The following is a 13,496-nucleotide window of genomic DNA, read 5'->3' on the forward strand; positions in this document are numbered from 1 at the left end:
TATCCCTATCCTTTACGCGCGGCTTTCAAGGCTGCATTGAAGGCACCCAAACGGGCAATCTCCACCTCCACCGGCTCCACGATGCGCCGCTCAGCTACGCCTGCTATTGCCGCTTTCAGTCTCTTGGCCACGCCTTTGGCGCGCACGCGCGCGGCCCAGCCGCCGATGATTCTGCCGAAGATGGCCAGAACGATCCCCAGAACCACACCACAGGCCACCATCAACGTGGGCCAAGGCCATCCTTCAGTCCTCGGCACCTCCGGAACGGGCATTTGGAAATAGCCGAGCGCAGCCAGGACCCCAAGCCAACCGAGGCCACCAACTGCCAGGAGAAGCGCGATCCATTGGAGTGAGTTGAACAACAACCACCAGAACGGACGTCTTGACGTTTTGAGGTCCGTCCCGGCGATGGCTTGGTCCAGGGCATCCGGCAGTTGCTCGCGGCCTTCCCTGGCCACGCCACGGATGGACGCCCGCCAGGGGCCAGGAGCGCCGTCAGAAGCCTCATCCACAAAATCACGCACGGCTGCATCTGTCCTCGCACGTTCGGGTGCGCCGGCTACCGGCAAGGAAGTCCGGTTGAGCTCGGGCCTGGTGTCCTGCCTGCCCAGGTTCAGCCTCCTCAGGGGATCCGGCCGGAAGCGCAGCAACCATCGCGTCACGGGCCATCCCGTCCTCCGCGCCGATTCCCTCTTGAATGATCGCGCTACCGCATCAACCACCACAGGTACGTTGGCCGCCGTCGACAATTCAGTGGCGAGCTTGGCCTTGGTGCTTGCCTTGATGCCGCGGGCCTCGCCTGCACCCGAAGCCAGGGACAGTTCGTCTGCAGCCTTGGAGACATCGGCAGCCAGGCGTTTTGTGGTTGCCTCCCGCTGGATCACGACATCCCGGATGGCACCACGGACGGCGTCGATGCCTTCGCCGGACAGTGCCGAGGCGCCCAGGACGCGAACGTCCGCCAGACCGTCGCGCTCCAGGATTCCTTTCAGGGAATGAAGCACATCAGCGGTGTCCGCGTCATTGAGCTTGTCTATTTGGTTCAGGACAACAAGTGTGACCGCTCCGTGGGAGGCCATCGGGCGCAGGAAGTCGTTGTGCACAGCGGCATCTGCATACTTCTGCGGGTCCAGTACCCAGACCAGGACATCCACCATACCGACCATGCGCTGGACTACCTCCCGGTTCTCCACTTTCGTTGAGTCAAAGTCGGGAAGGTCCAGCAGGATCAGGCCGCTCTCCGCAGTGGCCAGGCCTGGGAGCCCAGGCAGGCTGTGGCGCTCCTGCACTCCGAGCCAGTCCAGCAGCGGCCCGCTTCCTTCCTCGCCCCAAATTCCCGCCAATGGCGCGGACGTCGTGGGTCGACGGGCTGCCGCGGTTGCCAGATTGCTGCTGGATACGGCATTGAACAAGGAAGACTTGCCACTTCCTGTGGCCCCGAAGAAACCCACCACCGTGTGTCCTGCCGACAACGAGCGCCTGGAAGTTGCCCGCTCAAGGACCTCATACACGGATTGCAGATCCTGCTCGGGCAGCACTCCCTCGGCCAGTTCCCGTGCTGTGTTGAGCGCTTCGAGCCGCCGCTGGAGTTGGGACGATTCCCGGATTTGGCTGTGCCGGCTCATGCCGCCCCTGCCAGGCGACGGAGTGCCTTGGCATGGCGGGCGAGGTCCATATCGCCATGAACGGTGCCAGGCTCCAAACCAGTGGCCTCCAGCCTGCTGAGGAACCTGTTCCGCTCTTCCTCGAGGAGGCGTTGGCAGGACGTGTGAAGATCGGCCCTGGCCTGCTGGGCAAGCCGACGGACGGCATCCTCACCGAAGACAGCTTCAAGGAGCTTCTGCCCCACCACAGCCGTTCCCCCGGCAATGCCTATCTCCAAGCCGGTCAAACCGGCAGTCATGGAGAAAACCACCACCATCAGTGCTGCGCCAAGACCGTTCACACCGAAGGAGAGCCAACGGGCCTGCGTGCGCTTTTCCTGACCTTGGGTGCGGATCAGTTCCATGAGTCCTTCCTGCCAGGAGCGGATGGCGGCAGCGGCCTTCGCGTCAAAGCCGGGACTGGTTCCTGAAAGATCTGCGGCACCCAGGAGTTGACGGCCTGCCGCATCCGAGCGCCAGCGCCTGTCGACGTTTTCTGCGGCATTGGCGGCCTCATCGAGAATCACCGCTTGCAGGCCCGTTTCGATCGCCGTTTCGACTTTTACGGCCGGCGCCGGTTCACCCCTGAAGAATGCTCCGATCCGGTCCCGCATGCGCCCGATGTTCTGCTCCAAAGCCCGGAAGAATTCACCCGTTCCCACAAAATCCTGCCATCGTGCCAGCACTTCGCCGCGGAGCAGCGCACCGTCCTTGGTCGCGTCCAGAATCCGCCGTAGGGCGTCGTCGTATTCGTGAACGCAGACGGAGCGCAGCTCATGGGCCGCAGCATCCTGGGCCGCAGCCGCAGCTGCAATAGCTTCAAACCGGGCGCTCACCGCTTTGATGGCTCCGTTGAGCGTACGCCTTGCAACGTCCATTCGTCCGGCAGCGTCAGCGGCAAGGCCGGCAAGCCAAAGTCTCAGCCCACTAACAGTTTCGGGCGGCAGCATTCCCAAATCATCCAAACCACTTTCGTGCACCACAAAGAGTTCTGCAGCAGCCAGGCCCTGACGATCCAACATCGCCTTCAGGTCCGTCCTGACCTCTTCCTCCGCTGCCGGTGGCACGCGGTCCAGCACCACGGCGACCGTGATGTCCCGTGAAGCCGCATCCAGGAGCAGGCGCCACGGGACGGCGTCGGCGTATCTGTTTGCCGTGGTGACGAACACCCAAAGGTCCGCTGCGGCGAGGAGCTGACCTGCCAGCCTCCGATTGTTATCGGAAATGGAGTCGACGTCCGGCGCATCCAGAATCGCCACGCCCGGGGGTACATGATCGGAACCCACGAGCACCAGGGACGTGATTGCCTGGGCATCCGGTTCGACCCCGGCTTGATTTGCAGGCAACGGTTGCGCAGGGACGCTACCCCTGATTCGCTCCAGGTTGGGAAGTATGCGCTGGCCCTCAAACCACTCGCCATCCTGCGGATGGTGGAGGAGGATCGGCTGGCGCGTTGTCGGTCTAATAGCTCCGGCACGTGTGACCGGGTAGCCTACCAGCGCATTAACCAGCGTCGATTTACCCGCCCCAGTGGAACCTCCGACGACGGCCAACAGCGGCGCGTCCAGGCTGCGGTACCGGGGAATCACGTAGTCGTCGAGCTGCGCGAGGGTCTCTCTGATCAAGCGCCGACCGGCTTCGGCGTCGGGCAGGGCGAGTGGCAAGGTGATGCCGGCCAGTTCGTTGCGGGCCGCTTCAAGGGTGTTGACAGCATCAGCCTGTGCTTTATTGGCGACAGGGCTGGTCCCTGCTCTTGGCGGCTCTTCATGTGCGGTCACAGCATCATCATGCCAGCCCAAAGACTGTCCGCGGGTTATAAGGAGCGCGGGAATGTCGGGGCGCCAATCCGGAATGCCGGCTCATGACCGCAAATGCGCTTGAACCAAAAATTCCCCCGGAACCAAAGTTCCGGGGGAATTGTTTGTGACCCCAGCGGGATTCGAACCCGCGTTACCGCCGTGAGAGGGCGGCGTACTAGGCCGCTATACGATGGGGCCTTGCACTTTTTTGTCACCGTTTCCGGCGAACAAGCTGAATGAGTATTTCATACTTTCAGCTCTCTTCCAAATCGGCGAAGCGATCTGGAATTCTGATTTTCCGCTGCAATAGCGCGGAATTTCAGAGCTGGGATACCAGGACTCGAACCTAGAATGACGGTACCAGAAACCGTAGTGTTGCCAATTACACCATATCCCAAAGTGACTTTCGGACCGGAGTTCGTCGCCATGGTTTCCCTTGGCTTTTCCCTCCGTGCCCCTCAGCACGAGTAATGACTCTACCGGAGTCTTGCCACCTGCACAAATCGCGAAGCCGTTACCTGCATCACACGGATGTCAGGCCGCGGAAGGTGCCCTCATCAGCAGTCTCGACAACGAATCCACCTGACGCCCGGCGAACTCTTCGACCTCTTCCCCGGTCCTGTTGAGCCACACGCCAATCAGGCCGGCCGCAGTTGCGCCGTCAGCATCAAGGAGCCGGTTGTCCCCAACGTAGAGAGTCTCGCCTGGTTCTGTCCCCAGCAGCCGCACGCCCTCCAGGTAGATGGCAGGATGCGGCTTCGGCACGCCCACTGTATCCGTTCCTACGAGGATCTTGATCCTGGACAGGCCCGCGCCATCCAACTTGGCCCGTTGGTAGTCATGAACGTTGTTGCTGACGGCACCGTAGGGAATGTCCGCAGCGTCGAGCGCATCCAGCACACCAGCTACGTCGTCGAAAGCGCGCACGTACGCCGTTTGCCGCTGATGGTACTCAGCAACCCACGACTGCGATTCCTCACCGTCTCCGAGCTCCACCCCAAAGTGGCCCAGGGCCGCCCGGCCCCTCAAAAGGCGCTGCTCATTGAAGGTCAGTTCGCCAGCAAGGTAGCGGTCATAGAAATGCGTTGTTTCGTGCGTGAAGATGCGGCCGAACTTCACCCACCCGGCCTGGTCAAGGCCGGGCAGGAGATGCTCGCTAACATCACGCAGGGCCGTTGTCATGGCGTACTCAAGGTCCACCAAGGTGTCATCGATGTCGAACAGAACACCGCGGATAGTTCCGAAGGAGCTTTCAATAGCCATGACCGTTGCCGCTTAGCCCCGGAACGCGCGAACGCGGGCCAATGAAGAATCCTTACCCAGGATCACCATTGACTCGAAAAGCGGCGGAGAAATACGTCGGCCTGAAATAGCGGTGCGCACCGGCCCAAAGGCAGCTCGGGGCTTAATGCCCAGATCCTCGACCAATGCCTGTTTAAGTGCCGTCTGAATGTTCTCAGCGGTCCAATCCTCTATGGGCTCCAACGCAGCAAGTGCCGCGTCAAGCACTTCCTGCAGGTTCTCCGGGAGCCCCTTGCGGGCGTCGTCGGCAACATCGATCGCGTCGTCCGCCTTGAAGAGGAAGGCCAACATTTCAGGGGCTTCGCCCAACAGGGTAATACGTTCCTGAACCAGCGGAGCCGCCTCGGCGAGGATCTCCTCCTGCCGGGCGGTAAGGATCTCCCCCACGAAACCTGCAGCCCGGAGGTACGGGACGAGCCGTTGCTTGAAATCCTCCGGCTCGAGCAGGCGCACATGGGTCCCGTTGATGGCCTCGGCTTTCTTCAGATCGAACCGCGCAGGGTTACCCAGGACATCGTGGATGTCGAAGTTGGCAACAAGCTGCTCCACCGTGAAGATGTCCTCGTCCGCGCTCAGCGACCAGCCCAGCAGGGAAAGGTAGTTGAGCAGGCCCTCAGGGATGAAGCCACGCTCGCGGTGCAGGAAGAGGCTGGATTCCGGATCCCGTTTGGAAAGCTTCTTGTTTCCCTGGCCCATGACGTAGGGCAGGTGACCGAATTCCGGCATGTACTCCGCCACGCCGATGGCGTAGAGAGCCCGGTACAGTGCGATCTGCCGGGGCGTGGAGCTCAGGAGGTCCTCCCCGCGAAGGACGTGCGTGATGCCCATGAGGGCATCGTCCACCGGGTTCACCAGCGTGTACAGCGGAGCACCATTGGCACGCACAACCGCGAAGTCAGGCACGGAACCGGCCTTGAACGTGATTTCCCCGCGGACGAGGTCCTTGAAGGTCAGATCCTCATCCGGCATGCGAAGGCGCAGCACGGCTTCCCGGCCTTCGGCCTTGAACTGGGCAAGCTGTTCCTCGGTCAGGTGGCGGTCGAAGCCGTCATAGCCCAGTTTGGGGTCGCGGCCGGCCGCCCTGTGGCGGGCTTCGATCTCTTCCGGCGTGGAGTATGACTCGTAGACATGTCCCCCGGCCTTGAGCTTGGCGATGACGTCCTGGTAGATACCTCCACGCTGTGACTGGCGGTATGGCTCATGTGGGCCGCCTACCTCGACGCCCTCATCCCAGTCGATGCCGAGCCACTTGAGGGCATCCAGCAGCTGATGGTAGCTCTCCTCGCTGTCGCGGGCAGAGTCAGTGTCCTCAATGCGGAATATCAACTTGCCACCGGTATGGCGCGCATAAGCCCAGTTGAACAGGGCGGTGCGGATGAGGCCAACGTGCGGCGTTCCCGTAGGCGACGGGCAGAAGCGCACGCGGACTGGAGTCTCGGCGTTGACGGCAGGGATGGCGCTGGAGGCAGCGCTGGACGCAGAAGCAGTAGTCATAGTGCTTCAACTTTACCGCTTGATATCGGCCCGGTTCCCCGCCGGAAAGGCTCGACGACGGCACGCTGCTTTCGTACGAAAGCCGCGTGCCGTCGTCGGGCCCTATGCTCTGGTGCGGCCGTTAGCGGCGGACCACGGGGTTGGACAAGCGCCCGATGCCTTCAATCTCCACTTCGAAGCGGTCGCCCTCATTGACCAGGCCCACGCCGGCAGGCGTCCCGGTCATGATGACATCGCCCGGAAGGAGCGTAAAGGCCTGGGAGACGATCGAGACGAGCTCGCGCACGCCGCGAATCATCTGGTTGGTGCTGCCGTCCTGCCGAAGTTCACCATTGAGCCGGCCCTGGATGGAGAGGTCGTCCGGATCAAGTTCAGTTTCGATCCACGGGCCGAGCGGAGCGGAGGTGTCAAAGCCCTTGGCGCGGGCCCACTGGAGGTCGGTCTTCTGCACGTCACGGGCCGTGAGGTCGTTTCCGCAGGTGTAACCAAAAATGACGTCGTCGGCGCGTTCCTCGGGGACGTCCTTGCAAATACGGCCGATGATGACGCAAAGCTCCGCTTCGAAGGAGACTTCATCAGAGAACTCCGGGAGGATGATCGGATCGTTTGGCCCGATGACGGAGGTGTTCGGCTTAAGGAAGAGCAATGGATGCTGCGGAACCTCGTTGCCCAGCTCAGCAGCATGCTCGGCAAAGTTACGCCCAACGCCGATCACCTTACTGCGCGGAATGATCGGGGCAAGGAGCCGCACATCCTCAAGCTTGTGCTTCACGTGGGTACGTTCGACGCCATTGAAGAAGGGGTCGCCGTTGATGACAGTGATTTCCTCACTACCGGGCTCGCCTTCAACAACGCCATAAAGGGGATCAGAATCAACTACAAACCGGGCGATACGCATGGGCTCAAGCCTACCTTCCGGCGCATGGACGTTTACCCGCTAACCGCGAAGGTAGTCCAATTGCGCTGCGACCGACGTCTCAGCTGCCCACCTGATTGAAGGGTCGACGTCGGGATACACCGCATCAGTGACTGCGGCGATCGGCGCATCCTGGCCGAGCTGTGCCAACGCAGCCCTGATCTGGTCGAGCCGCTGATGGCGATGTTCGCGGTACTCGCGGCATTTCACATCCAGGGCTTCAAGCACAGGTCCGTGGGCGGGAAGGAGCGTAGCCGGGCCCAGGGATTCGAGCCTGTCCAGACTGGCAAGGTAATCACCCAAGCGGCCATCGGGGTAGTCCAGCACCGTGGTGCCACGGCCCAGGATGGTGTCACCCGTCAGAACGGAGCCTGTGGGACCGTCCTCGGGGAGGTGGAAGCACAAGGAATCCGACGTGTGGCCCGGGGTGGCCAGGACACGGATCTCCACGCCGCCGGCATGGAGCACTTCGCCGTCCACGAGAGGCTCGCCACCGTGGCAGTACTCCGCGGCAGCAGCCCTGACGGGAGCGCCTGTCAGTTCATGGAACCTGGCGGACGCTGCAGTGTGGTCAGCGTGCCGGTGCGTAATAAGCACGACGTCCACCACCCCGGCGGCTGCCAGCTCAGCCAGGTGCCCCTCGTCTTCCGGACCGGGATCCACGACGGCAACATGGCCCGAATCCCCCGCGCTGATGACGTAGGAGTTGGTGCCATCCAGGCTCATCGGGCCCGGGTTTGGTGCCAGCCGAAAGCGGGTGAGGGTGCTGCTCTGCTGCAGCGCAGAGGTGTAATCGCCGGAAGGTGAGTCGCTGAAAGGTGAGTCGCTGGAAGTCCCCATGGATTCTGAAGTCACCGTCCCATCTTGCACCACTTCCGATCCTCGCTCACATCCTGCCCCGTTTCCACCGATCCTCGCTCATTTGGACTTCGACGGCGGGCTCACCGTTGACGTCAACCAACCCCTCCGCGTGTGAGAAAACATTCCCGCCAAACGGGCAGGATCTGAGAGAACATTCCCGCCAAACGGTCAGGATGTGAGAGAACATCGGGGGCATGGCAACGGCGGCCCTTCCGTTTGTCACCAAACAGAAGGGCCGCCGTCGTTCGTTTCAGTTGCGTCCTGGACTAAACCAGGCGGGTCAGCCAGCCGTGGGTGTCCTCGACGGTACCGGTCTGGATGCCCAGGAGTTGCCGGCGGATGGCCATAGTGGTTTCGCCTGCCTTGGCGTCCTCGGATCCGATGAATTCCGTGGCGTCCTTGAGGACACCGATCGGGGTGATCACAGCCGCCGTACCGCAAGCGAAGACTTCAGCGATTTCGCCGGAAGCAACTCCCTCGCGCCATTCGTCGAGGGTGATCTTTCGCTCGGAAACCTCGCGGCCCATGTCCTTGGCAACCTGGATTACGGACGAACGGGTGACACCTTCCAGGATGGTCCCGGTCAGTGCGGGGGTAACGAGCGAGCCGTCCTTCATGACGAAGAAGACGTTCATGCCGCCGAGCTCTTCCACGGCGTCGTCGTTGAATTGGTCCAGGAAAAGTACCTGCTTGCAACCGTTCGCTTCGGCTTCCTGCTGCGCGATGAGGGAGGCGGCGTAGTTGCCGCCGCACTTGGCTGCACCTGTTCCCCCGCGGCCCGCGCGTGCATATTCACGGGAAATCCAGATGGAAACGGGCTTCAATTCGCCACCGAAGTAGTTACCGGCGGGAGAGGCAATGACGCGGAAAGATACCTCCCGGGCGGCCCGCACACCGAGGAAGGCCTCGGTGGCGATCATGAAGGGGCGCAAGTACAGAGCTTCACCGTCGCCGGAAGGCACCCATTCCTTATCCGCCTGCACGAGCTCACGGATAGCACCCAGGAAGTATTCCTCGGGCAGTTCCGGGAGGGCCAGCCGGCGGGCCGATTTGTTCAGCCGCGCGGCGTTCGCTTCGGGGCGGAAGGTCCACACCGAACCGTCAGCATGGCGGTATGCCTTCAGGCCTTCAAAGATCTCCTGGCCGTAGTGCAGGACTGCGGCCGAAGGATCCAGCGAGATTGGTCCGTAGGGCTCGATCCGGGCGTTCTGCCAACCGCCATTTCCATCGGCGTCGACTTTGTAGTCAACGACGGCGGTGTGGTCGGTGAAGTAATCGCCAAAGCCTGGGTTCGCCAGGACGGCTGCACGCTCCTCAGCAGATTTCGGGGTTTCCGAAAGCTGCTGGCTGAATTCGACGCCGTGGGCAGTCTGAGTCATGTTTCCTCCACAGTCAGCTACCTGGTAGCGCGAAACGGGTCCCGGAGGAAGCGGTTCAGCGGTGGACCAGGGAAGCAGGTAAATAATTCAAGACAAGCTTACGCCTGAGAAATGGGCCTAAAGTGCCGCCGCAATGGCATCGCCGATCGCCGCAGTAGAGCGCGGCTCGCCTGTGCGGCTTTCGACGTCGGCGACCACTGCCGCCTCGATCTTGCGGGCCGCCGTGGTGTAGCCAAGGTGGTCCAGGAGGAGCACTGCGGAGAGGATGGCCGCGGTGGGATCGGCTTTCTGCTGTCCGGCGATATCCGGTGCTGAGCCGTGGACGGGTTCGAACATGGACGGTGCTGTGCGGTCCATGTTGATGTTGCCCGATGCCGCCAAGCCGATGCCGCCCGTAACGGCAGCTGCGAGGTCGGTCAGGATGTCACCGAAAAGGTTGTCGGTGACGATGACATCGAAGCGGGAGGGGTCGGTGACCATGAAGATGGTTGCAGCATCGATGTGAAGGTAGTCGTGCGTGACCTCGGGGAATTCGCTGGCCACTGCTTCAACGGTGCGCTTCCACAAGTGTCCGGCGAAGACCAGGACGTTGTGCTTGTGGACGAGGGTGACGTGCTTGCGCGGACGTTCGCTGGCGCGGCGGAATGCATCCCGCACCACGCGCTCCACGCCATGGGCAGTGTTAAGGGAGACTTCGGTGGCAACTTCGTGCGGGGTTCCGCCGCGCAGCGTTCCACCGTTGCCCACATAGGGGCCTTCCGTGCCTTCGCGCACCACAATGAAGTCGATGGTGCCGGGGTTGGCCAGCGGGCTGCCAACCGTTCCGTAGAGGCGTGACGGACGCAGGTTCACGTAGTGGTCCAGGCTGAAGCGGAGCTTGAGCAGCATCTCGCGTTCGATGATGCCCGAAGGAATACGGGTGTCGCCGGGTGCGGCGCCAACAGCACCGAAGAGGATGGCATCGCGGGTACGGAGGTCTGCAAGGACCTCGTCCGGAAGGGTCTCGCCCGTCTCAAGCCAGTGCTGCGCACCGAGCTTGTAGTGGGTCTGCTCAAGGTCGACACCTTCAGCGGCGACAGCCTTTTCCAGGACCTTGACGGCTTCGGCGATGACCTCGGGGCCAATGCCGTCACCGGGGATGACAGCGAGATTGATGGACGATGCACTCATAGGTCTATCTAGCCAAGCAATCCACATGTTGGTCAAAATCGTCTCACTCTTCGAACAGGCCACAAGCACGAATCAGACCAGGGCATGACGCCCGGGCCCAAACCCAGCACATAGAGTCGTACCGTGGATAGAAGGCACGCGATATACGAATGGTTCCGGATCAACCGCTTCAAGGTAGATATGGCGGCAACGTGCCTGCTGGTCCTCTTGTTCGGACCTGTCTATCTCATGGCCGACCGCCCCTTGCTTTTTTTCTTCTCCTGCGGCCTGCTGTTGCCCCTGGCATGGCGAAGGACACGTCCCGTGGTGGCTGCCGCCGTCGTGGTTTTGGTGTGCCTGATCCAGTGGGCGGCAGGCGCGGAACCGGTGGCTGGCCAAATTGCGGTTCCGCTGGTCATCTACGCCACGGCCGCCTACGGGCCGGCATGGGCAAGCCGGACGGTCCTCTTGCTTGGCTTGCTGGGCGGCGTCATGCTCACTACGCGCGAATACTCGAGCCCCGCTGAGTCCGGCATCATGGGCCTTACCATTGGGGCCCTCTACACAGTCCTTATCTGGATGCTGGTGCTGGTCAGTTGGACGCTCGGCGATCTTACCCGCGTTCGACGGCTCCAACTCCAGGCCCTTGAGGACCGGACCCGACGCCTTGAAATCGAACAGCAACAGGAGCGCCAGCTGGCCGCAGCTGATGAACGCTCCCACATCGCCCGGGAAATGCACGACATCGTGGCACATTCTCTGTCCGTCATCATCACCCAGGCCGATGGTGCCCGGTACGCTGCCGCCGCCAAGCCGGAACTGGCCACCGAAGCGCTGGCCACCATCGCCGCCACGGGCCGGGACTCCCTCGGTGAGATGCGAAGGCTGCTCGGCGTGCTGCGCTCGGATGAGGCCGCGCCGACAAGGCCCCAGCCGGGGCTTTCCGATCTCGACGAACTTCTGCTGGGTTTCCGCGCAGCAAGGCTGCAGATCTCCTTCGAAGAGCTTGGCATGCCTCGCCGGGCGCTTCCGGCCGGAGCCGAACTCACTGCCTACCGGATCATCCAGGAAGCACTCACCAACATCATGAAGCACGCAGGACCCCACGCCGGAGCGAGCGTGACGCTCACGTGGCAGGGTCGCGGTCTAGCGCTGAACATCGTCGACGACGGTCGGGGCGCCGCAGCTGATCCGCCCGCCGCAGGTGGGGGAAACGGGCTGCGGGGCATGATCGAGCGCATCTCCCTCTACGATGGTTCCTTGACCGCAGGCCCCTTGCCAGGCGGCGGTTTCCGTGTGTCCGCTTTCATTCCCTATTCGGAGGCCTAAGCCATGCCTGCACTCGCCGCACCCATCCGGGTGGCGCTCGTCGATGACCAACAGTTGGTCCGCTCGGGGTTCGGCATGCTGATTAATTCCCAACCCGATCTTCAGGTGGTGGCAGAGGCAGGCAACGGAATCGAGGCAATCCAGGCTCTTAACGCAGTCACAGCAGATGTCGTCCTCATGGATGTCCGCATGCCAGGTATGGACGGCATCGAAGCCACGAGGCGCATTTTGGAACAGGCGGCCACCCAGCCCTCGGGCTCCCAGCGGGCGGAGGTCAAAATCGTGGTCCTCACCACCTTCGACCTCGACGAGTATGCTTTGGCTGCAATCCAGGCCGGCGCCAGCGGATTCCTGCTCAAGGACGCCCCGCCAGAGGAACTGCTGGAGGCCATCCGCACGGTCTACCGTGGCGACGCCGTCATCGCCCCATCCACCACTCGGAGATTGCTGGAGCATGTGGCTCCCCTGCTCCGAAAGCAGACGCCGGAACAAAGCGGACACGCCGCCGCGGTCGAACGCCTCACTGCCCGTGAACGCGAGGTTTTCCAGCTGATCGCCCAGGGGCAGTCGAATCCGGAGATCGCCGCAGGACTGTTCCTTTCCGAGGCAACGGTGAAGACCCACGTGGGCCATATCCTGGCCAAGCTGGGAGCGCGGGACCGTGTGCAGGTGGTGGTCATCGCCTACGAGACAGGCGTGGTCGCCCCAGGAAGCTAGCTCCGCCTCACCACGTGATCGCCTGCCTCAGACCACGGTATGAGCTGGACTTGCCCGGAATGGGTCCGTGGCCGGATCCAGCGGCGCATCCCCGGCACATACCGTGAAAATATGACAACTTTCACGCCTCTCCCCCACCCAGCAGGTAACGGTCGCCCCTCTGAAGCCGATGCAGCCAGGCCACGCACGGCCGTTGAAGCTTTCGCGCTGACAAAGGCCTATGGACGCGGCGATACCCGTGTCATGGCCCTGAACGAGGTATCGGTGGGCTTCGACGCAGGCAAATTCACGGCAATCATGGGACCTTCAGGATCGGGCAAATCCACGCTCATGCATTGCCTCGCCGGCCTTGATACGGCGGACTCCGGACGGATCGTCCTGGGCGGCACGGAGCTCACCGGGCTCAACGACCGCCAACTCACCGCCCTTCGACGCGAGCGCATTGGCTTCGTGTTCCAGGCCTTCAATCTGGTGCCCACACTGACAGCGGAGCAGAACATCACGCTGCCGCTCGCTTTGGCGGGAACAACCCCCGACGCCGGGTGGCTGGATACCGTAGTCAACACCCTCGGGTTGAAGGACCGGTTGAAGCACAGACCCCACGAGTTGTCAGGCGGACAGCAGCAGCGTGTCGCCGTAGCCCGAGCGCTACTGACGCGTCCCGACGTCGTGTTTGGTGACGAGCCCACCGGGAACCTGGACTCCAAAGCCGGCGGCGAAGTGCTTGCGCTCCTGCGTCGCAGCAGCCAGGAGATGGGGCAGACCATCATCACGGTGACCCATGACCCCGTCGCTGCAAGCTTTGCCGACCGCGTGGTGCTGATGAGCGACGGCGGTCTGGTGGGCGAGATCCAGAAGCCCACAGCCGAATCAGTTTTGACGGCTCTCGGCAAGCTGGGGGCTTAAG

General features: G+C 62.5%; 11 protein-coding genes and 2 tRNA genes. 3 read left to right on the forward strand and 10 right to left on the reverse strand.

What is annotated here, in order from left to right:
* Positions 1–5 precede the first annotated feature (5 nt).
* The 10 genes from LDN82_RS13805 to LDN82_RS13850 all read right to left on the reverse strand — a co-directional run bounded on the left by LDN82_RS13805 (position 6) and on the right by LDN82_RS13850 (position 10,564).
* Positions 6–1,625: a GTPase gene (locus LDN82_RS13805; protein ID WP_224164603.1), complete on the reverse strand. Its 1,620-nt coding sequence runs from the start codon at positions 1,623–1,625 to the stop codon at positions 6–8.
* A complete protein-coding gene (locus tag LDN82_RS13810) occupies positions 1,622–3,421 on the reverse strand; it encodes a dynamin family protein (protein ID WP_224164604.1) in 1,800 nt (599 codons plus the stop codon). The genes LDN82_RS13805 and LDN82_RS13810 overlap by 4 nt, the downstream gene beginning before the upstream one ends.
* A gap of 146 nt (positions 3,422–3,567) precedes the next feature.
* Positions 3,568–3,640: transfer RNA gene (locus LDN82_RS13815), tRNA-Glu, on the reverse strand.
* Between the two features lie 127 nt (positions 3,641–3,767).
* Positions 3,768–3,839 (reverse strand) — tRNA-Gln (locus LDN82_RS13820).
* A 137-nt stretch (positions 3,840–3,976) separates the two neighbouring features.
* Positions 3,977–4,705: an HAD family hydrolase gene (locus LDN82_RS13825; RefSeq protein WP_224164605.1), complete on the reverse strand. Its 729-nt coding sequence runs from the start codon at positions 4,703–4,705 to the stop codon at positions 3,977–3,979.
* A 12-nt stretch (positions 4,706–4,717) separates the two neighbouring features.
* Positions 4,718–6,238, reverse strand: a complete 1,521-nt coding sequence (gltX, locus tag LDN82_RS13830) for a glutamate--tRNA ligase (RefSeq protein ID WP_224090829.1) — start codon at positions 6,236–6,238, stop codon at positions 4,718–4,720.
* 121 nt (positions 6,239–6,359) lie between these two features.
* Complete coding sequence (locus LDN82_RS13835) at positions 6,360–7,136, reverse strand: fumarylacetoacetate hydrolase family protein (RefSeq protein WP_224090832.1); 777 nt, start codon at positions 7,134–7,136, stop codon at positions 6,360–6,362.
* Between the two features lie 39 nt (positions 7,137–7,175).
* Positions 7,176–7,994, reverse strand: coding sequence for an MBL fold metallo-hydrolase (locus tag LDN82_RS13840; protein WP_224167541.1), 819 nt, complete (start codon positions 7,992–7,994; stop codon positions 7,176–7,178).
* Positions 7,995–8,281: 287 nt separating this feature from the next.
* A complete protein-coding gene (locus LDN82_RS13845) occupies positions 8,282–9,394 on the reverse strand; it encodes a branched-chain amino acid aminotransferase (RefSeq protein WP_224164606.1) in 1,113 nt (370 codons plus the stop codon).
* Positions 9,395–9,511: 117 nt separating this feature from the next.
* Positions 9,512–10,564 (reverse strand): 3-isopropylmalate dehydrogenase, encoded by a 1,053-nt coding sequence (locus LDN82_RS13850; RefSeq protein WP_224164607.1) that lies wholly within the window; start codon positions 10,562–10,564, stop codon positions 9,512–9,514.
* Between the two features lie 123 nt (positions 10,565–10,687).
* Here LDN82_RS13850 and LDN82_RS13855 point away from each other — a divergent pair, with 123 nt between their 5' ends.
* From LDN82_RS13855 to LDN82_RS13865, 3 genes are all read left to right on the forward strand, one after another.
* Complete coding sequence (locus LDN82_RS13855; RefSeq protein ID WP_224164608.1) at positions 10,688–11,872, forward strand: histidine kinase; 1,185 nt, start codon at positions 10,688–10,690, stop codon at positions 11,870–11,872.
* 3 nt (positions 11,873–11,875) lie between these two features.
* On the forward strand, positions 11,876–12,589 hold the full coding sequence (locus LDN82_RS13860; protein ID WP_224090843.1) for a response regulator transcription factor: 714 nt from the start codon (positions 11,876–11,878) through the stop codon (positions 12,587–12,589).
* A gap of 111 nt (positions 12,590–12,700) precedes the next feature.
* Positions 12,701–13,495 carry an ABC transporter ATP-binding protein gene (locus tag LDN82_RS13865; RefSeq protein ID WP_224167542.1) on the forward strand — a complete coding sequence of 265 codons (795 nt, stop codon included), beginning with the start codon at positions 12,701–12,703 and terminating at the stop codon, positions 13,493–13,495.
* Position 13,496 lies beyond the last annotated feature (1 nt).

It is taken from the genome of Arthrobacter sp. StoSoilA2 (assembly GCF_019977195.1).
In the GTDB taxonomy this organism is placed as follows: domain Bacteria; phylum Actinomycetota; class Actinomycetes; order Actinomycetales; family Micrococcaceae; genus Arthrobacter.